Annotated in this window: 15 protein-coding genes; 11 read left to right on the forward strand and 4 right to left on the reverse strand. The window is 73.2% G+C overall.

The features are described from left to right. Positions 1-9: 9 nt before the first annotated feature. Positions 10-699: a potassium channel family protein gene (locus AC0OLQ_RS09455; protein ID WP_154225344.1), complete on the reverse strand. Its 690-nt coding sequence runs from the start codon at positions 697-699 to the stop codon at positions 10-12. Positions 700-701: 2 nt separating this feature from the next. Further along, positions 702-1,367, reverse strand: a complete 666-nt coding sequence (locus tag AC0OLQ_RS09460) for a potassium channel family protein (RefSeq protein WP_484531006.1) — start codon at positions 1,365-1,367, stop codon at positions 702-704. 158 nt (positions 1,368-1,525) lie between these two features. Here AC0OLQ_RS09460 and AC0OLQ_RS09465 point away from each other — a divergent pair, with 158 nt between their 5' ends. The 6 genes from AC0OLQ_RS09465 (at position 1,526) to AC0OLQ_RS09490 (ending at position 9,734) form a co-directional block, all read left to right on the forward strand. Then, positions 1,526-3,589 (forward strand): APC family permease, encoded by a 2,064-nt coding sequence (locus tag AC0OLQ_RS09465; RefSeq protein WP_484531007.1) that lies wholly within the window; start codon positions 1,526-1,528, stop codon positions 3,587-3,589. Then, positions 3,586-4,824: a class I SAM-dependent RNA methyltransferase gene (locus AC0OLQ_RS09470; RefSeq protein ID WP_484531008.1), complete on the forward strand. Its 1,239-nt coding sequence runs from the start codon at positions 3,586-3,588 to the stop codon at positions 4,822-4,824. The genes AC0OLQ_RS09465 and AC0OLQ_RS09470 overlap by 4 nt, the downstream gene beginning before the upstream one ends. Positions 4,825-4,837: 13 nt before the next feature. Continuing rightward, positions 4,838-6,031 (forward strand): anhydro-N-acetylmuramic acid kinase, encoded by a 1,194-nt coding sequence (locus AC0OLQ_RS09475; RefSeq protein WP_484531009.1) that lies wholly within the window; start codon positions 4,838-4,840, stop codon positions 6,029-6,031. A gap of 70 nt (positions 6,032-6,101) precedes the next feature. After that, entirely contained in the window at positions 6,102-8,045 is a 1,944-nt protein-coding gene (gene dxs, locus AC0OLQ_RS09480; protein WP_484531010.1) for a 1-deoxy-D-xylulose-5-phosphate synthase, read from the forward strand. A gap of 254 nt (positions 8,046-8,299) precedes the next feature. Next, the gene (locus tag AC0OLQ_RS09485; RefSeq protein ID WP_484531011.1) at positions 8,300-8,995 is read left to right on the forward strand and encodes a hypothetical protein; all 696 of its coding nucleotides are present in this window, start codon (positions 8,300-8,302) and stop codon (positions 8,993-8,995) included. A gap of 190 nt (positions 8,996-9,185) precedes the next feature. Continuing rightward, positions 9,186-9,734 (forward strand): hypothetical protein, encoded by a 549-nt coding sequence (locus AC0OLQ_RS09490; RefSeq protein WP_484531012.1) that lies wholly within the window; start codon positions 9,186-9,188, stop codon positions 9,732-9,734. A 272-nt stretch (positions 9,735-10,006) separates the two neighbouring features. Here AC0OLQ_RS09490 and AC0OLQ_RS09495 read toward each other — a convergent pair whose 3' ends face one another. Continuing rightward, the gene (locus AC0OLQ_RS09495) at positions 10,007-11,191 is read right to left on the reverse strand and encodes a hypothetical protein (RefSeq protein WP_484531013.1); all 1,185 of its coding nucleotides are present in this window, start codon (positions 11,189-11,191) and stop codon (positions 10,007-10,009) included. 240 nt (positions 11,192-11,431) lie between these two features. Between AC0OLQ_RS09495 and AC0OLQ_RS09500 the strand changes: the two genes are divergently transcribed. From AC0OLQ_RS09500 to AC0OLQ_RS09510, 3 genes are all read left to right on the forward strand, one after another. After that, entirely contained in the window at positions 11,432-13,240 is a 1,809-nt protein-coding gene (locus tag AC0OLQ_RS09500) for a DUF6311 domain-containing protein (protein WP_484531014.1), read from the forward strand. Further along, on the forward strand, positions 13,198-14,985 hold the full coding sequence (locus AC0OLQ_RS09505) for a DUF6311 domain-containing protein (protein WP_484531015.1): 1,788 nt from the start codon (positions 13,198-13,200) through the stop codon (positions 14,983-14,985). Before AC0OLQ_RS09500 ends, AC0OLQ_RS09505 begins: the two co-directional genes overlap by 43 nt. Positions 14,986-15,222: 237 nt before the next feature. Then, positions 15,223-15,552 (forward strand): nucleoside triphosphate pyrophosphohydrolase family protein, encoded by a 330-nt coding sequence (locus AC0OLQ_RS09510; RefSeq protein ID WP_357339527.1) that lies wholly within the window; start codon positions 15,223-15,225, stop codon positions 15,550-15,552. Positions 15,553-15,583: 31 nt separating this feature from the next. Here the strand turns inward: AC0OLQ_RS09510 and AC0OLQ_RS09515 are convergent, their stop codons facing one another. Next, positions 15,584-17,410 (reverse strand): DUF6311 domain-containing protein, encoded by a 1,827-nt coding sequence (locus tag AC0OLQ_RS09515; protein WP_484532307.1) that lies wholly within the window; start codon positions 17,408-17,410, stop codon positions 15,584-15,586. 108 nt (positions 17,411-17,518) lie between these two features. Here AC0OLQ_RS09515 and AC0OLQ_RS09520 point away from each other — a divergent pair, with 108 nt between their 5' ends. After that, entirely contained in the window at positions 17,519-18,802 is a 1,284-nt protein-coding gene (locus AC0OLQ_RS09520; protein WP_484531016.1) for an outer membrane protein assembly factor BamB family protein, read from the forward strand. Continuing rightward, positions 18,787-20,088: an outer membrane protein assembly factor BamB family protein gene (locus AC0OLQ_RS09525; protein WP_484531017.1), complete on the forward strand. Its 1,302-nt coding sequence runs from the start codon at positions 18,787-18,789 to the stop codon at positions 20,086-20,088. The genes AC0OLQ_RS09520 and AC0OLQ_RS09525 overlap by 16 nt, the downstream gene beginning before the upstream one ends.

Here is a 20,088-nt window from a genome sequence, read left to right on the forward strand (position 1 = left end):
AGCGGTCGGTCACGGGCGCTCGCGGTTGCGCTCGACGCTGTCCGGGCCGAGGATCACCGCCCGGACCTCGTCCTCCACCGCGGCCGTGCACACGAAGATCAGCTCGTCGCCGGCCTCGATCGGGTCGTCCGGGCTGGGCACCAGCACCCGCTTGCCGCGCAAGATCGCCACTAGGGCGGCGTCGCGGGGGATCGGCACCGCGTGGATCGGCTGACCGACGTAGGGCGCGGTGGGCGGCAGGGTGATCTCGACCAGGTTCGCCTCGCCCTGGCGGAACGTCATCAGCCGGACCAGGTCGCCGACCGTGACCGCCTCTTCGACCAGCGCGGCCATCACCCGCGGCTTGCTCACCGCGACGTCGACGCCCCACTGCTCGGTGAAGAGCCACTCGTTCTCCGCCCGGTTGACCCGGGCCACCACGCGGGGCACCGCGAACTCGGTCTTGGCCAGCAGCGACACCACGAGGTTGACCTTGTCGTCGCCGGTGGCGGCCACGACCACCTCGCAGCCGGCCACGTTGGCCTCCTCCAGGCTGGCCAGCTCGCAGGCGTCGGCGAGCACCCAGTCGGCGGCCGGCACCCGGTCGGGGCGGAGCATCTTGGGCTGCCGCTCGATCAGCATCACCTGGTGGCCGTTGTCGATCAGCTCCTGGGCGATCGACCGGCCCACGTTGCCTGCGCCGGCGATGGCGATGCGCATGCTCACTGCCCCCCTTCGGGCGGCGCCGCCGCCACCGAGGTGACCGCGGCGGTGATGTCGTCGGTCACCAGCATGAAGACCTGGTCGCCCTCCTGTACCACGGTGGAGGCGGTGGGCAGCGTGCCGATCCCGAACCGGATCAGGTAGGCCACCCGCGCGCCGGTGGACTCCTCCAGTTGCCGCATCGACCGGCCGATCCAGTCCTTGTGCACCGGCACCTCGATGATCGAGACGGTGCTGGTCGGGTCGCGGAAGATCTCCACGTTGCCCTCGGGGACCAGGTGGCGCAGCATCCGGTCGGCGGTCCACCGGACGGTGGCCACGGTGGGGATGCCGAGGCGCTCGTAGACCTGGGCGCGGCGCTGGTCGTAGATCCGGGCGGCCACCCGGGACACGCCGAAGGTCTCCCGGGCCAGCCGGGCTGAGATGATGTTGGAGTTGTCGCCGCTGGAGACCGCGGCGAAGGCGTCGGCCCGCTCGATGCCGGCCTGCCGCAGCACCTCGCCGTCGAAGCCGGCGCCGGTGACCGTGATGCCGGCGAAGTCCGGCCCGAGACGGCGGAACGCGTCCGCGTCCTGGTCGATCACCGCCACCGAGTGCCCCCGGGACTCCAGGCTGTGGGCCAGGGTCGACCCGACCCGGCCGCAGCCCATGATCACGACATGCACGGTGTCCGCTCCTCCTCCGGTGCCGCCCGCTGGCTCGTCGTCTGCGAGCCTGCCACGTCCCCGCCGCCAGCGGGGGATCGAACGGTACCCCGCGGGCGTGCGCGAGACGATCAGCCACCCCCACCGCCCGGCGCGGGGTGGTCGTACTCTTGGCGGTTGTGGCCCGACCCACCTCGCTGCTGAAGCGACTCCTCGTCGGTCGACCGTTCCGGTCCGACCGTCTCCAGCACACCCTCCTGCCGAAGCGCATCGCGCTGCCGGTCTTCGCCTCCGACGCGCTCTCCAGCGTCGCCTATGCCCCCGACGAGATCCTCCTGACGCTCTCCATCGCGGGCGCGTCGGCCTTCGTCTTCTCTCCGTGGATCGCGCTCGCGGTCGTCGTGGTGATGCTCACCGTGGTGGCCAGCTACCGGCAGAACGTGCACGCCTACCCCTCGGGCGGCGGCGACTACGAGGTGGCCACGGTCAACCTCGGGCCGCGGGCCGGGCTCGCGGTGGCCAGCGCCCTGCTGGTCGACTACGTGCTCACCGTGGCGGTGTCGGTCTCCTCCGGCGTGGCGAACCTCGGCTCGGTGGTGCCGTTCGTGGCCACCCACAAGGTCCTCATCGCGGTCAGCGCGGTGGTGCTGCTCACCGCCATGAACCTGCGCGGCCTGCGCGAGTCGGGCACCGCGTTCGCCGTCCCCACCTACGGCTTCGTGATCGTCATCGGCGGCATGCTGCTGACCGGCCTGGTCCGGATCTTCGTCCTCGGCCACGACCTGCGGGCGCCCAGCGCGGGGCTGGAGATCCACGCCGAGCACAGCGTGACCGGCTTCGCGTTGATCTTCCTGCTGCTGCGTACCTTCTCCTCGGGCTGTGCCGCGCTCACCGGCGTCGAGGCGATCTCCAACGGCGTGCCGGCGTTCAAGACCCCGAAGTCGAAGAACGCGGCCACCACCCTGCTGCTGCTCGGCACCATCGCGGTCAGCATGCTGGTCGGCATCATCTGGCTGGCCAAGCTGACCGGCCTCCAGTTCGTCGAGGACCCGACGCAGATCGTCGCCGGGCCCGACGGGTACGTGCAGAAGACCGTCACCACCCAGCTCGGCCAGACCGTGTTCGGTGACGGTTCGGTGCTGCTCTACGTGGTCGCCGGGATGACGGCGCTGATCCTGTTCCTGGCCGCGAACACCGCCTTCAACGGCTTCCCGGTGCTCGGCTCGATCCTGGCCCAGGACCGCTACCTGCCCCGCCAGCTGCACACCCGGGGCGACCGGCTGGCCTTCTCCAACGGCATCGTCTTCCTGGCCGTCTTCGCGGTGGTGCTGATCATCGGCTTCCAGGCCGAGGTGACCCGGCTCATCCAGCTCTACATCGTCGGGGTGTTCGTCTCGTTCACCCTGTCCCAGGCCGGCATGATCCGGCACTGGAACCGGCACCTGCGCACCGAGCGGGACCCGGAGGCACGCGCCCGGATGATCCGCTCCCGGGCGATCAACGCGTTCGGCATGGTGCTGACCGGCGTGGTGCTGGTCATCGTGCTGGTCACCAAGTTCCTGCTCGGCGCCTGGATCGCGATCGCCGCGATGGCGGTGATCTATCTGCTCATGCTGGCCATCCGCCGGCACTACGACCGGATCGCCGCCGAGCTGGAGCCGACCGAGCAGCGGGCCGTGCTGCCCGCCCGCAACCACGCCATCGTGCTGGTCAGCAAGCTGCACCAGCCCACGCTGCGGGCCATCGCCTACGCCCGGGCCACCCGGCCGGACACGCTCACCGCGGTGACGGTGAACGTGGACGACAAGGACACCCGGGACCTCCAGGCCGAGTGGGAGCGGCGCGAGCTGCCGGTGCCGCTGACCGTGATCGACTCCCCGTACCGGGAGATCACCCGGCCGATCCTCAACTTCGTCGCCTCCACCCGCCGGGAGTCGCCCCGCGACGTGGTCACCGTCTTCATTCCGGAGTACGTGGTGGGCCGCTGGTGGGAGAACCTCCTGCACAACCAGAGCGCGTTGCGGCTCAAGGGGCGGCTGCTCTTCGAGCCGGGCGTGATGGTCACCAGCGTGCCCTGGCAGCTCGCCTCCACGGCCAGCAAGAACCTGGACCGGCTGGACGCCACGCTCACCCGTGGCCCGGCGCGCGGCCCCCGGGTGGTGCCGCGCAGCACCCTGCCGCCCAGCGTCCCGCCGGTGGTCTCCGCGCCGCCCGGCGAGAGCGGTTCGGGGGAGCGCCCGTGACCGCGCCCGCCCGCACCGGGCTGGAGGAGGCCGAGCGGGTCGAGCTGACCGTGGACGCGGTCGCCCCGGGCGGGCACTGCGTGGCCCGGGTCGACGGCCAGGTGGTCTTCGTCCGGCACGCGCTGCCCGGCGAGCGGGTGGTGGCCGAGGTGACCGAGCTGCACCGGGGCTTCGCCCGGGCCGACGCCGTGGAGATCCTGACCGCGTCGCCGGACCGGGTCGAGCAGCCCTGCCCGTACGCGAAGCCGGGCCGGTGCGGCGGCTGCGACCTCCAGCACGTCACCCCGGCCGCCCAGCTCGACTGGAAGGCCACCGTGGTGCGCGAGCAGCTCACCCGGCTGGGCGGGCTCACCGACGACCAGATCGACGCGCTCGGCGTCCGGGTCGAGCCGCTGCCCGGCGGGCCGCTGGGCTGGCGCTCCCGGGTCCGCTACGCGGTCGACGCCGCCGGCCGGGCCGGCCTGCTCAAGCACCGCTCGCACGAGGTGGTGCCGATCGACCGCTGCCTGATCGCCCACCCGGCCATTCAGGACCTGCCGGTGCTGGCGCCCAGCGGGGCCCGCTGGCCGGAGGCCGACGCCGTCGAGACGGTCGCCTCCACCGGCGGCGACGTCAGCGTGGTGGCCTTCGCCGAGGGGGTGCCCACCCCGGTGAGCGGCCCGGCCGAGGTCCGCGAGGTGGCCGCCGGCCGGGACTGGACGCTGCCCGCGTCCGGCTTCTGGCAGGTGCACCCGGCCGCGGCGGACACCCTGGTCGGGGCGGTCCTCGACCTGCTCGACCCGCGCCCCGGCGAGACCGCCTGGGACCTCTACGGCGGCGCCGGGCTGTTCGCCGCGGCCCTCGCCGGCCGGGTCGGCGACGCCCGGGTCACCGTGGTCGAGTCCAGCCAGGACGGGGTGGACGCGGCCCGGGCCAACCTGGCCGACCTGCCCCGGGTCGAGGTGGTCGCCGCCCGGGTGGAGACCGCGCTGGCCCGCCGCCGGGTCACCGGCCCCGTCGACCTGGTGGTGCTCGACCCGCCACGCTCCGGCGCGGGCGCCCCGGTGGTGCGGGACATCGTCGCCGCCGGCCCGCGCGCCGTCGCGTACGTGGCCTGCGACCCGGCCGCCTTCGCCCGCGACGTGCGCACCTTCACCGGGGCCGGGTGGCGGCTCGCCGCGCTGCGCGGCTTCGACCTGTTTCCGATGACCCAGCATGTCGAGCTGGTCGGGCTGTTCCGGCCACCGGAAGAGTGACTAGCCTGGCCCGATGAAGATCGTCGGGCTCATGTCGGGCACCTCCTACGACGGGGTGGACGCGGTGGCGGCCGAGTTCACCCGGGAGGGCGAGACGCTGCGGCTGCGCCCGCTCGGGCACCGCAGCCTCGACTACCCGGACGACCTGCGGGCCGAGATCGGCGCGCTGCTGCCCCCGGCGGCCACCACCATCGAGGCGGTCTGCCGGCTGGACAACCGCCTCGGCGAGGTCTTCGCCGAGGCGGCGGCGCTCGGCGTCGAGCTGGCCGGGGGTGTGGCCGACGCGGTGGTCTCGCCCGGGCAGACCGTCTTCCACTGGGTCGAGGCGGGCCGGGTGCGGGGCACCCTCCAGCTCGGCGCGCCGGCCCGGGTGGCCGCCCGGGTGGGCGTACCCGTGTTGCACGACCTGCGTTCGGCGGACGTGGCGGCCGGCGGCCAGGGCGCGCCGCTGGTGCCGGCCTTCGACGCGCTGCTGCTCGACGCGGCCGGCGGGCCGCGGGCGGCGCTCGGCTCGGGCGGCACAGCGCCGCGGGCGGCGCTCAATCTGGGTGGCATCGCGAACCTCACCGTGGTCGCCCCCGGGGCGCCGGTCCTCGGGTACGACGTGGGCCCGGCGAACGCCCTGCTGGACGCCGCGGCCCGGCGCTTCCTGGACCGCCCGTGCGACTTGGACGGGGCCCGGGCGGCCGCCGGCCGGGTGCACGAGGGCCTGTTGGCGCTGCTGCTCGCCGAGCCCTACTACGCCGCTGCCCCGCCCAAGTCCACCGGCAAGGAGCTGTTCCACGGCGGCTACCTGGACGACCGGCTGGCCGCCCTGGGCGAGCCGGTGGCCGCCGACGACGTGCTCGCCACGCTCACCGAGCTGACCGCCAGGACCGTCGCCGACGCCTGTGACCGGCACGGGGTGACCGAGGTCATCGCCGCCGGCGGGGGCGTGCGCAACCCCACCCTGCGGGCCCGGCTCGCCGCGCTGGGGGAGGGGCGCTGGCGGCTGCGCACCACCGACGAGCTGGGGGTGCCGGCGCAGGCCAAGGAGGCGTACGCGTTCGCCCTGCTGGGCTGGCTCTCCTGGCACGGGCTGCCCGGAGCCATCCCCTCGGTCACCGGGGCGTCCCGGGCGGCCGTGCTGGGCTCCTGGACCCCGTCCGGCCCGCCGTTCACCGCGACGCAGGCCGATCCGCCGCGCCGGCTGGTCGTCACCCCCTGATCGGGGGTCTGACCTGGGAAGATCCACGGCCGGGCTGCGGGCTGTCGGGTGGCCGATAGACTCTTCGGTCATGAGCGTTGAAGAGGGCACGGCCAACCACGGTCGGCTGCTGGGCACCGTCCGCGGCCCGCAGGACGTGAAGCGGATGACGGCCGAGCAGCTGGACATCCTCGCCGCCGAGATCCGGGACTTCCTGATCGCCAAGGTCTCCCGCACCGGTGGGCACGTCGGCCCCAACCTGGGTGTGGTCGAGATCACCCTGGCCATGCACCGGGTCTTCGACTCGCCGCGCGACCGCCTCCTGTTCGACACCGGCCACCAGGCCTACGTACACAAGATCGTCACCGGCCGGCAGGAGGGCTTCGACAAGCTCCGCCAGCGCGGTGGCCTCTCCGGCTACCCGAGCCAGGCGGAGAGCGAGCACGACCTCATTGAGAACTCGCACGCCTCCACCGCCCTCTCCTACGCCGACGGCCTCGCCAAGGCGTACGCGCTGCGCGGCGAGAAGCGCAGCGTGGTGGCCGTGGTCGGCGACGGCGCGCTCACCGGCGGCATGTGCTGGGAGGCGCTGAACAACATCGCCACCGCCGGCAACCCGCTGGTGATCGTGGTCAACGACAACGGCCGGTCCTACTCGCCGACCATCGGCGGCCTCGCCGACCACCTGTCGTCGCTGCGGCTCAACCCGAGCTACGAGAAGGTGCTCGACACCGTCAAGGACGCCCTCGGCTCGACCCCGCTGGTCGGCAAGCCGATGTACGAGGTGCTGCACGCGGTCAAGAAGGGCATCAAGGACGCCGTCGCCCCGCAGGCCATGTTCGAGGACCTCGGCATCAAGTACGTCGGCCCGGTCGACGGCCACGACGTCTCCGCGGTCGAGTCGGCGCTGCGCGCCGCCAAGAACTTCGGCGGCCCGGTGATAGTGCACGCGGTCACCCGCAAGGGCTACGGCTACCGCCCCGCCGAGGAGGACGAGGCCGACTGCCTGCACGGCCCCGGCGCGTTCGACGCCGAAACCGGCAAGCTGCTCGCCGTCCCCTCGGTGAAGTGGACCAACGTCTTCGCCGACGAGCTGGTCGCCATCGCCGACGACCGCCCCGACGTGGTGGGCATCACCGCCGCCATGGCCGAGCCCACCGGCATCGCCACCCTGGCCCGCAAATACCCCAACCGGGTGTACGACGTGGGCATCGCCGAGCAGCACGCCGCCACCTCGGCGGCCGGTCTCGCCCTGGGCGGCCTGCACCCGGTGGTCGCCGTCTACGCCACCTTCCTCAACCGGGCCTTCGACCAGGTCCTGCTGGACGTGGCCATGCACAAGCTGCCGGTCACCTTCGTGCTGGACCGGGCCGGCATCACCGGCCCCGACGGGCCCAGCCACTACGGCATCTGGGACATGTCGGTCTTCGGCGTGGTGCCCGGCCTGCGCATCGCCGCGCCCCGCGACTCGGCCACCCTCCGCGAGGAGCTGCGCGAGGCCATCGCCGTGGACGACGGCCCGACCATCCTGCGCTTCCCGACCGGCACCGTCGCCGCCGACCTGCCGGCCGTGCGCCGGGTTGGCCCGGTCGACGTACTGGCCGAGTCGGCGCGTACCGACGTGCTGCTCGTCGCGGTCGGCTCCTTCGCCGGCCTCGGCATGGAGGTCGCGACCCGGGTCGCCGAGCAGGGCTACGGCGTGACCGTGGTCGACCCGCGGTGGGTCCGGCCGGTGCCGGCCGAGCTGGTCGAGCTGGCCGTCGGGCACCGGCTCGTGGTGACCGTCGAGGACGGGGTCCGGGTGGGTGGCGTGGGTTCCGCGCTCGCTCAGGCCATGCGGGATGCCGATGTTCGGGTGCCCGTTAAGGACCTCGGCGTGCCGGCGGACTGGCACCCGCACGGGACTCGGGCGCAGATCCTTGCCGACCTGGGGCTTACTGCGCAGGACGTGGCGCGGGATGTGACCGGGTGGATCTCGGGGCTGGACGCGCAGTCCGTCGAGACGGCCGCCGACGAGGCCACCGCGAAGAACTGATCTCAGCTACGCCAACGGGCGGTCCTGCTGTATGCAGGGCCGCCCGTTCGGCGTCTCATGCCCTGCTCGCTTGCGACAGCCCGCGGTTCCCGCTTCAAGCCCGGTCATGCTCGTCGAATATGACCAAGGCGTGAATCGATGTGAGTCGGCGCTGTGAGCACGGCCATGCGAACCGGGGCTGTGGTGGGAACTTGCCTTACCTATCGTGATCATCAGGTGACAAGGGTCGCCAATGAAGGGGAGGCATTCCGCTTATGAAAGCCGTGCAGCAGCGTCGAAGCCTGCGATCGCTGTTCGGGGTCACGGTGGTGGCACTGGCGATGACGGGCTCAGCCGCCACAGGCGCGGCTGCCGCACCTGCAGATTCCGAAGTGGAGACGCTGCATTGGGCCTCCATCGAGGAGTATTCGTCGGCGGCAGGAATATCGGAAGAGGAAGTTGTCTCCATGCCCGACATGAAGCTTCCGGACAAGTTCCGGGTGCGAGCTGACGACGGGTCCGTCTCCGACGTGCTGTCGAGCGAGGAGTTCGGCGGCGACCACACAGCCGGATCGCTGCCGGACCTGGACCCGGGCGGCGGCAACGACGGAAAGTGGTGGAGCGTCGTCTGGGGTGGTCGGGACTGGAACGGCACCTACGTCCCGCTGCGCCTGGGCAACGCTGATCTCGGTTACCGGCACTACAACGTCAGGCACAATCTCACCTCCATCGACCCCTTCAAGGCCGCCTTGAAGGCGCACGGCCCAAATGCGCAGAGCAACTACACGGCTCTCCTGGTGGACAGCAACCTCGGCGTCCGGGAGACAGTGGTCTTCGGCGTCCAGATGGCCACTCGCACGTCGGACGGTCGTTACGTCAGCCCGGACGGTGCGTACATCGGAGTGATCACCGGTTACTGTAAAGGCAAGAGCAAATGCCCGAACGCGGTCAATCGCGTCAGAGTCAGCTGAGGACGGCGTGGTGAGGAACCTGGAGGACGTGGACCATGCACACCGGCTTCTCCTCGGTGCTGTGCTGCCGCTGCTGCTACCTCCTCTAGGTTCCGCCTCTGTTCCCCGACCCCGGCTCCGAGGAGTCGTCCGAGTTGACGAGAAACGATCCCGAGTCGTTCTCACCGACGACCTGGCAATGGGGTCCGGTGTGGCTTTCGAGGTGTCGCACGAGGCCCTGCACCACGACGACGGAAATCCATTCGAGGTCGACACGGTTCTCGCCCATCTGCGATCTATTTCCATCGACGACATCGACCGGCTGAAGCGGGACGTGGCCCTACCGCGGGATGTCCACGGCAACCGGCTGGTCACGCTTGCCGCCGAAGGGCTCGCGGCGCCCTCGATCCGAATCGCATCCGAGCAGGAGCTGTTGACGGTTTTCCAGCTCATGCAGCGCGGCCCGATTCTCCCCTCGGTCAAAGACGTCTTCTGGTTCACCGGCTTCATGCTCCGGGCCGATGAAAGCTGTCGAATCTACGTCAGCTTGGCCGACAGCGGCACCTCGTACGGACTGGACGTCCCACTACAGCGCGCCGGCGGCCGTTCCATCGCCGGGATGGCCGCGAGCTTCGAGCTTGAACTGACGATGAAGCTGGGTAACGACGGCGAGCTGTACGAGCCCATCAACGACCGCAACGACGAGTACTGCGCGGTCGCCTACGATCTCGAAAGCTGGCTGAATCCTCCGCAGAGCTGAACGACACGCCGCGGCCCACCTGAGAAACGAGCGCCCCGAAAATCCGCCTCCACCGCCTCGTCTAGACAGACCTCGGGGAGATCTTGGAACGAAATGGCCCCTATACGGGCCATTTGGCACCAAGATCGCCAGCGGGTGAAGGAAGCCGCAACCCGCGTACGGACCGGCACCGGCGCGGGGTTCGGGGCAGCCCGACCCGCGCAGGGATCAAGCCTGACCGCCCGGAGCGGGTCGGGCTGCCCCGAACCCCACCACCGCAAGGAAAAGCGGACTCAGCGCCCGCCCACCGACCGGTACCAGGTCTTCTCCGTACCAGCCAGGCTGAACGTCTGCTTCCGATCCGGCTGCGCCACGACCACAAGGCCGGGCCGATCCACCAGCCGCGTCGTCCCCGGCGGCGCGGCGAACGAGGCATCACGCGTCCGCCAGCTCAGCACCGCAAGCGGCTGCCCCGGCACCGGCAGGTAGTAAGCCTGCAACGTCGTGGACCGATCCGCAGGCGACACCACCGGCGCCCCACCGCCAGCCGGCCGGTAGACCACGGCAGTCATCGTCCCGGTGGCGCTCTCCCAGGTCAGCTGCTCCAGCTCACCAGGCTCGCCACCACCAAGAGCCACCGACCCCAGCGACCGCACCGCGATCTTCGCCATCGGCCACGACTCCGGCGCCGAGCGAGGAGCCGCACGGTCCCCGATCCGCCGCGGCACGCTCCCGAACGGCCCCCGCTCCCCGCCGAGCACGCACGTGTCCAGCCCGGTCAGCGCCCGCTTCCCTGAGCCCGTCTCGTCGCGCACCAAGGGATAACGAGGCGCCAGGGTCGCCGTACCCAGGTCGAGGACGCGGTCCGCGGCCCGGCCGCGCGGCAGCGAGCGGGTGGCCCGCAGCGTCGCGGTCACCGCCACGGCCTGGCAGGCGGGCACGGCGACCGGCTCGGTGATGCCGTCGGCCGCGGGGAGCGCCTTGCCGTCGGGGCCGAGCAGCCGCTCGACGCGGGCGGAGGTGAGGTAGCGGCGGCCGGTGGGCTGCGCGACCGGCAGCACGTCGGAGTAGACCAGGTAGCCGGGGTCGGTGTACTCGGTGGCGTGGGCCACCCGCCAGCGTTCCCCGTCCCGGTCGAGTTGCAGCAGCCAGGAGGCGGCCTCGCCGGGCACGTCGGCGGCGACCAGGGCGAGCGGTGACCCGGCGACCTCGCCGGAGAAGAGGATGCCGGAGGAGGAGAGGTGGGCCCGGTCGTCGATCGGCGAGCGCCAGTCGCGCACGGCGGCGGTGATGCCGGCGGTCGCGGCGGCGTCGCGGGCCAGGTTGCCCCGCGCCGGCCAGACCTTCAGGGTGCCGTCCAGGCTGTCGTAGCCGACCGGCAGCGTCGCCGGCTGCCGCTCGGCGACCGGGCCGCAGCCGGCCAGCAGCAGCGCCAGCAACGCGGTGGCCGTCGTGCCGCGTCGGCGGACTGAAACCACCCTGTACGCCCCCTGAATCCCGTCTTCACCGGTCGTGTCCGGAAGCCCACATGGTACGAGACGTCCGGTCACCCGGCCGCGCCCGCCTCACCCTTTCGGATGATGACCACAGAGGACGGTGGGACGTGCGATTCGTACGCCAATTTCCGGCTCCGGTAGACTCCGCCGACTGTGACGCCTGCCGAGACCCGTGGCGCCTCGACGCCGGACGCCGACTCCTCAGGCGGACCGCTCTCCGTCATGGTGGACGAACCCCCGGTCACCACGGGCGACCCGGAGGGCGCCGCGCCGGCCGCCCGGCGGCGGTGGCGGTGGACGCCGCGCCGGCAGCACCTTGCGGTGTACGGGATGTTCCTGCTCGCCGCGCTCTGGGTGACCAGCGGGATCTGGGCCGATCCGGCCGGCCGGGTGGCCGCGCTCTACAGCAGCGACCCGGCACAGGTGCAGTTCTTCCTGGCCCACTCGGTGCGGGTCGTGCTGCACGGCGAGTACCCGTTCTACACCGACCAGTTCAACTATCCGGACGGGGTCAACCTGATGGCGAACACCGCCATCCTGGCCCTCGGCATCCCGATGGTCCCGGTGACCCTCCTGTTCGGACCGGCGGTCTCCTTCGTCACCCTGGTCACGCTCGGTCTCGCCGGCACGGCCGCCGCCTGGTACCGGGTGCTCTCCCGACACCTGGTGCGCAACCGGCTGGCCGCCGCCGTGGGCGGCTGGTTCTGTGGGTTCTCGCCGGCCATGCTGTCGCACGCCAACTGGCATCCGAACATCATCAGCCAGTTCCTGCTGCCGTTCATCGTCTGGCGGGTGCTGGTGCTGACCCGGTCCACCCGGCCGGTGCGCGACGGCGCGCTGCTCGCCCTGCTGGTCACGGTGCAGGCGTTCGTCAACGAGGAGATCCTGCTCTTCACGGCGCTGGCCTGCGGGGTGTTCCTGTTCGCCGTGGTGGTGCAGCAGCGCGAGCGGTGGGCCACCGCCTGGCGGCCGGCCGGCGTCGGGCTGGCGGTCTGCGCGGTGCTCGCCGGGGCGCTGCTGGCGTACCCGCTCTGGGTGCAGTTCGCCGGGCCGATGGCCTACCACGGGCTCAGCGACACGGTCCGCGACTACGGCAACGACATCGCCGCGTTCTTCACCCCCGGCTCGACCACCCTCGGCGGCAACGAGCGGGCCAACGTCAACCTCGCCCCGAACTACTCGGAGGAGAACGCCTTCTTCGGCTGGAGCTTGTCGCTCCTCGCGGTCGGCATCGTGGTGTGGCTGCGCCGGGAGGTCGTCGTCCGGGCGCTGGCGGCGACCGGGCTGTTCTTCGCCGTGCTCTCCCTCGGCGAGCGGGTCTCCTGGTGGGACCGGGACCTGGTCACCGGCCCGTGGGAACTGCTGGTCAAGCTGCCGCTGCTGGACGCCGTGGTGCCGACCCGGTTCGGCCTGATCACCACCGTGGTCCTCGGGGTGCTGCTGGCCCTGGCCGTCGAGCGGGCGGCGGCGTGGCGGGTCGTGGAGCGGCGCACCGTGCGTACCCTGACCGCCGCCGGCCTGGTGTTCGCGCTGCTGCCCATCGCGCCGATGCCGTTGCGGGTCACCACCCGCCCGGCGGTGCCGAAGTTCATCACCGCCGACCGGTGGCGGCAGTACGTCGGGCCGGACCAGACGCTGGTGTCCGTGCCGGTGCCGGCCATGGGCAACACCGACCCGATGCGCTGGGCGGCCAGCACCGACCTGGCCTTCAAGATCCCCGGTGGCTACTTCCTCGCCCCGTGCAACGGGGTCACCGGCGACCCGGGCCGCTTCGGTGGCCGGCCCAGCGGCATCGGCGAGCTGCTCGCCGAGGTCGAGGCCACCGGGCGTACGCCGAAACTCGACGACCGGCAGCGCCGCCGCTTCCTCGACGAGCTGCGGCACTGGCGGGCCGCGATCGTGGTGCTGCCGCTGAACGAGCAGAACGCCGAGCCGCTGCGCCGGACCGTGGAGCAGCTGGTCGGGCCCGCCCGGCAGGAGCTGGACGTGTGGTTGTGGGACGTCCGGACACTGACCAGCCAGTCGGCCTGACCGGCCCGGACCGCCCCGAGCCCGCGCCGCGGCGCCGGTGGCGGCCGCGCCCGGTCGACGCGCTCGTGGTCGCCGGCTATCTGGGCCTGGCCGTGCTGCTCACCGCCGGGCAGTGGCGCCGGCCGGACCGGCTGTTCCACCAGGCCGGCGACCAGATGCTCTTCGAGTGGATGCTGGCCCGGGCCGCCCGGGCGGTGACCGGCGGGCAGAACCCGCTGCACAGCACCGCGCTGAACGTGCCGGACGGGGTCAACCTGATGGCCAACACCTCGGTGCTCGGGCTGGGCGTGCCGCTCACCCCGGTCACCGCGCTGTTCGGCTCCCAGGTGGCCTTCCTCGTCGCCGTGGTGCTCTGCCTCGCGGGCACCGCCACCGCCTGGTACGCGCTGCTCGCCCGCCGGCTGGTCCGGTCCCGGGCCGCCGCGGCGGTGGGCGGACTGTTCTGCGGCTTCGCCCCCGGCCTGGTGTCGCAGGCCGGGGCGCACCTGCACATGGCCGCTCAGTTCCTGGTCCCGGTGATCCTCGGGCTGGTGTTCCGGCCGGCCACCGACCGGGTCCGCCGGGACGGGGTGCTGCTCGGGCTGGCCGTCACCTACCAGGTCTTCCTCGGCGAGGAGGTGCTTGTCTTCCTGGCCCTCGCGGCCGGGGTGTTCGCCGGGGCGTACGCGCTTGCCGACCGGGCCGGGGCGCGCCGGTTGGCGCCCGTGGTGGCGCGCCGGCTCGGGATCGGCGCGCTGGTCGCCGGGGTGCTGCTGGCGTACCCGCTGTGGGTGCAGTTCCACGGTCCCGGCCACTACAGCGGGATGCCGTTCTACGCCCGGGGCTACCGGCTGGACCTGGCCTCGTACGCCGGCGCCGCCCGGCAGACCGTCGCCGGGGACGGCCATCACGCCGGGCTGCTCTCCCCGAACGCCACCGAGGAGAACTCGTTCTTCGGGCCGTTCCTGCCGCTGCTGGCGGTGCTGGTGGTGGTCCGGCTGTGGCGACGGCCCCTGGTCCGGGCCCTGGCCGCCTGCGGGCTGCTCTTCGCGCTGCTCTCCCTCGGCACCACGGTGGTGGTGAACCGGCACGACACCGGGCTGCCCGGGCCGTACCGGCTGCTCGCCGGGGTGCCGCTGCTCGACCTGGTGGTGCCGGCCCGGTTCGCGCTGGTCTGCGTACCGGTGCTCGGGGTGCTACTGGCCCTGGCCCTGGACCGGGTCCGGCACCGCGCGGTCCGCACCTGGGCGCCGTGGGCCGGAGCGGTCGCCGCCGCACTGCTGCCGCTCACCCCGACGCCGATCCGCACCGTGCCGGCCATGCCGGTGCCGGCCTTCGTGACCGACGGCGGCTGGCGGGCGTACGTGCCGCCGGGGCGGACGCTGGTGCCGGTTCCGCCGGTCACCGGATCCGGGGTCAGCCCGGCCACCTTCTGGTCGGCGCGGACCGGGCTGGCCTTCGACGCGCCGGGCGGCTACTTCATCGGCCCCCGCTCTACCGGCGACCCGAGCGCGCACTGGGGCGCGCCCGACCGGCCCACCTCGCTGCTGCTGCGCCGGGCCGCCGAGACCGGCCAGGTGCCGCCGATCGGCGACGCGGAACGCCGCCAGGCCGTCGCGGACCTGCGGCACTGGCGGGCGGCGGTGCTGGTGCAGGCCGACTCGACCCCGGGCGACCCGGTCCGCGCCACCGTGGATGCCCTGGTCGGCCCCGGCCGCGACGTCCCCGGCGCCCACCTCTGGGACGTCCGCCCCCTGATCGGCTGACCCGCTCCCTCGCCGCTGACGGTTGGCAGTGCGGCCTCCTCGGTAGAGGGCCGGCGACGGTCGACCATCTGTGACACGGCCGGCGCTCGCGGTGGCCCGGATCGTCATTGTCCGAAGGACGCCACGACCGGAGCCGGCGGTCGCGGGCGGCCCGCGTCGTCATGGGTCGGAGGACGCTACGAACTTGATGGCGTAGGCGATTCACGCCGGGGGCCGGTTCGACCATACTGACCCGTCGTGGACCTGGATGAGTATCAGCGTGGCGCCCTCCGTACCGCCGCTCCGCGTGACAAGAGGAACGAGCTGCTCCACCTGGTGCTCGGGCTGGTCGGTGAGTCGGGGGAGATCGCCGAGAAGTTCAAGAAGTGGGTCCGCGACCTCGACAGCGAGGAGTCGCGGATCGACCGGGCCGACATCGCCAAGGAACTCGGTGACGTGCTCTGGTACGTGGCGGTGCTCGCCGACTACCTCGACCTGTCGCTGGACGACATCGCGACGGCCAACCTGGCCAAGCTGGCCAGCCGCCAGGGCCGTGGCGTGCTGGGTGGCAGCGGCGACAACCGCTGAGCCGGGGGGCGGCGCGGGCCCGGAGAGTTGGTCAGACGCGGTCGCGGACGTCCCAGAGCCACACGTCGTCGACGCGCTGCGGCGGGCCCAGCAACTGGGTAATCAGCTCACGGAGCACGCCCTCGCGGGGGTTCGCGCCGAGCACCACCACTGAGGCCTTCCAGAAGCGCAGGTCGTCGAGGGCCTGGCGGCGGTTCTCGTCGGTGAGCGGCGGCACCCTGTCCGTGTCCATGGTGGAGTAGATCAGCGTGCTGGTGGGCCGGTTCGGCGCGCCGAAGACCCCCTCGCCCACCTCGTTCGGGCCGATGAAGTAGCCGCCGGGGATGGGGAACTCCTGCCGGGTCAGCGCGCTCCAGCGCAGCGTGGGCAGGCCGTGCACGTTGCTCGGGATCGGCACCGGCACCAGGGTCCGGCCGTCCGGCACGTACGGCCGCCAGCCGCCGGCGGTGATGAAGTGCGGCGGCGGGTCGATCCGCTGGGCCGGCAGCGGGCGGGGGAGCAGCGGGAGCAGCGCGGCCACGATGGCGGCGTACCCGACGAGGCGCAGCCAGCGGCGGCGCGGCGGGGCCGGATTGGACGATCCGGTGCGCTGGGCGGGCACCGGCGGGCGGCCGCGCCCCGACAGGGCGTCCCAGGCCAGCGCGAGCAGCACGCCGACCGCGGCGACCACCACCAGGCTCAGCCGGGTCGGCATCATCATCTCGACCAGCGGCAGGTCGTCCGGCACGTACGCCCAGGGGCCGTCGACGGCGGTCTCCACCCCGTCGAAGCGCACCTTCGGGCCGATCGCGGCGACCGAGAAGAGCACCACCAGCACGGCCACGATCCGGGCCGGCAGCGAGCGGCGCACCAGCAGCACCAGGGCGACCAGCGCGACCAGCACCAGCGGCCAGCCGAACCAGGTGTTCTGCTCGGTCAGCCCGATGGTCTTCTCCACCGCCTCGTCCCCGGCCACGGTGTCCCGGGCGAAGGTCACGAAGGCCATCAGGTCCTCGCCCCAGTCGTGGAAGACCCCGCCCTGCAGACCCCGGTAGGACTGCGGCCCGTTGAACTGGAACCAGATCGGGTAGGCGGTCAGCAGCAGGGTCAGCCCGCCGCCCACCCCGACGGCGGCGAGGAAGGCGCCGGCCCGCTCGCGCGCCGCCCGCGGCCGCTGCACCGCGTACGCCGCCACGACGACCAGGCAGGCCAGCGCGGTGAGCAGCAGCATCTCCTCGTTGATGAAGATCTGGTACGCCACCAGCAGGCCCAGCGCGATCCCGTTGCGCCGCCACCGGCCCGGTTCGCCGAGCCGCAGCACCCGGGCCACGATCAGCGGAAGCAGGAAGTTCGAGACGAAGTTCGGCTGCCCGTTGGCGTGGTGCACGATGCCCGGGGCGAAGCCGAGGAAGGCGCCGCCCACGAAGGCCGCCCCGCGCGAGCGGACCAGGTGCCGGGACAGCACCCAGTAGGAGGTGGCCGCGGTCGCCGACAGGGCCGCGCCGAGGTAGAGCGCGTACATCACCTGCGGGCCGAGCAGCAGGGTGAGCGGCGCCAGCGGCAGGGTGACCCCGAGCAGCGAGGTGTTCGCCATCATGTTCACCCCGTCCGGCGCGTTCTGCCGGGCGGTGAAGAGCGGGTTCTCCAGGTGACGCAACGAGTACGCGCCGTGGGCGAAGAGCCACTCGAACCAGCTGTGGTCGGTCGGCAGGTGCGAGGAGACCCGGTGTTGCACGTCGCCCCAATAGTTGAGGCAGACGAGAACGCCGAGCACCGCATAGGCTCCGATGGCCAGCACGTCGGCGCGGGCCGGCCGGCGGCGGGGCCGGCGTGGCGGAGCCGCCACGACGGGCTCGGCCTCGACGCGCGAGGAGTTCAGCGAAGGGTCGACCACCGGCACAGCCACGACGGGCCATCGTACAGGCGGCACGTCTCGTACCGGTCTCGGCCGGGACCGCCGGGGCGGCGGCGCGGGGAGGAGGTCGTCGTGACCGTCATCGATCTGGGTGAGGTGCGCGACGACGCCGTGCCGGAGCCCTCGACCCGGCGTCCGCGGGCCGCCGGCCGTCCGTTCCGGACCGTCGCGGTGCTGCTGGTGGCGTTGGTCACGCTGGCCGCCGCGGCTCCGCCGCCGCGTGCCGCCGCGCGCACCCTGGTGGGCGGCCCCGCGGCCACCGCCTTCGTCTCCGGCGACCGGGTGTACGTGGTGCAGCCGCTCGACCCGCAGCACGCCGACGGCCGCCGCCGACTCGTCGCGTACCGGGTGGCCGGGGGTCCACCCCGGACACTCTGGCGGACCGCGCTGCCCGGGGCGGGCGTCGCCGCCTCGGTGTGGGAGCAGGACGGCACCGTGCTCCTGGTCGGGCGGACCGCCGGCGACTCGGGGTGGGAGTCGATGGGCTTCGACGCGCGCACCGGCCGGGTGAGCTGGCGCCAGCCCGGGGTGGGCTTCCCGGCCGGCGAGGCGCTGCTGATGCAGGTCCCCGAGGTGGCGGACCGGCAGCCGATCCGCCGGGTGGCGGTGCGCGACGGCCGGACCCTGTGGTCGGTCCCGGGCACACCGGACAACCTCGAACTCAGCTTCGGCCCGGCCGGCGTGGACCGGCTGGTCTACCTGCCGGCCGCAGGCGAGACCGCCGTCTACGACGCCGTCACCGGCGCCCGGCTGGTCGCCCGCGACCTGCGCCCCGGCGACCTGCCCACCCGGCAGCGGACCCTGCTCGCCGCCGGGATGCTGTTGGTGATCGGGGACGCCGGTGGCACCGTCACGGGTTACGACCTCGACACCCTCCAGCGCCGCTGGACGGCCGATCTCCCGCTTGTCGGCTTCGCGGAGCGGTGCGGCAGTCTGCTCTGCGCCACCGGGCAGACCGGCGGGATGTGGGCGCTCGACCCCGCCACCGGCGCCGTGCGGTGGACCGACGACCGGTGGACGGGGACGCTTTTGGCCGCCGGCGGCCGGCTTCTGGTCGCCGTGGGCATGACCACGGGCACCGGAACCGCCCTGGCGGTGGTCGAGGAGGCGACCGGCCGGCTGGTGGCCGACCTCGGCGAGTGGGACGTGATCCCGCAGGACGAGTTCGACGGCCGGCTGTTCGGCGTCCGGCGGGTGAGAAACAGCCGTCTGCTCCTCGCCGAGCTGGACCCGGCCGGCGGCCGCGCCGAGGTCCGCCAGGTGATGATCGGCGCCGTCGGCGACTGCCGGATGGGCGCGAAGCTGCTCGTCTGCCGCCGCACGGACGGCGACTTCGGGCTGTGGCGGTTGTCGTGAGCCCGGTCATCGAGCTGGGGGAGATGCGGCACGGCGAGGAGGCCGACGAGCCGGAGACCTCGCCGGTCCGGCCGCCGGGCCGGGTGGCCCGGGCGGTGGCCGCCTGTTGCCTCGCCCTGCTGACCCTGGCGGGCGCCGCCGGGCCGGCCCGGCAGCCGGTGGGGATCCGGGTGCCCGCCCCGCAGGGCGCCATCTTCCTGGTCCTGGCGGGCCGGCTCATGGTGGCCGACGGTCCGGGCACGATCGGCCGGGGCGGCCGGGTGGTCACCGGGCACCGGCTGCCCGGCGGGGAGCCGCTCTGGCGGTTCACCCTGCCGGTCGGCGACCACCTGCTCGGGCTGGGCACGGTGGCCGGCGGGCTGCTGGTGACGAGCAGCCCGGCCGGGGCCGGCGACACGGTCTCGACCCTGCTCGACCCGGCCACCGGCGCGGTGCGCTGGCGGCAGTCGGGCTACCCGGTGTCGACCCGGTCCGGCGGGGTGCTGTTCGAGACCCCACGCGCGGCCGGGACCGGCACCGTGCTGGCCGTCGACCCGGTCTCGGGCGCGGTGCGCTGGTCGTTGCTGCTGCCCGGCAACGGGGTGGGGTACCGGGAGGACGATCGGGGGGTGACCCAGATCGTGCTGATCACCCCGGACGGCCGGGTGGAGGTGCACGACGCGGACTCCGGCGCCCTGGTGCACGCCGGCCGGGTGCCGCCGGCCGCGGACCGGGTCTCCTACCGGTTCACCCAGGTGGTGGCCGACCTGCTGCTGGTCGACGGCGCGCCGGGCACGGTCACCGCGTACGGGCTGGACCGGCTGGACCGGCGCTGGGACGTGCCGGTGGAGCCCCGCGCCGGGGTCTGGTTCGTCGAGTGCGCCGGGATGGTGTGCATCCGCGACCAGGTCGGCGGGGTACGGGCTCTCGACCCGGCCACCGGGCGGCCGAGCTGGGTGGACGACCAGTGGATCGGGATGGCGCCGGTCGGCGACCGGCTGCTCGGCGCCGAGCCCGGCGTCGGGCTGGAGCTGGAGCTGTCGGTGCTCGACCCGGCCACCGGGCGCGCCCTCGCCCGGCTCGGCCGTTGGCGTACCACCGGCATCGTGAGCGACCCGACCCGGCTGCTCGGGCTGCGCCGCATGCCCGGCGACCGGACCTTGGTCGGCGCGCTGGATGTCGCGGCCGGGGAGGTCCGGATCCGGGCGGTGCTTCCGGGCTCCTGGGACGAGTGCGCCGACTCGGGCACGGCGCTGGTCTGCCTGCGCCCGTCGGGCGGGCTGACGATCTGGCCGGTGGGCCGGTGA

The sequence above is a fragment of the Micromonospora sp. Utrum1 genome, from assembly GCF_057197805.1.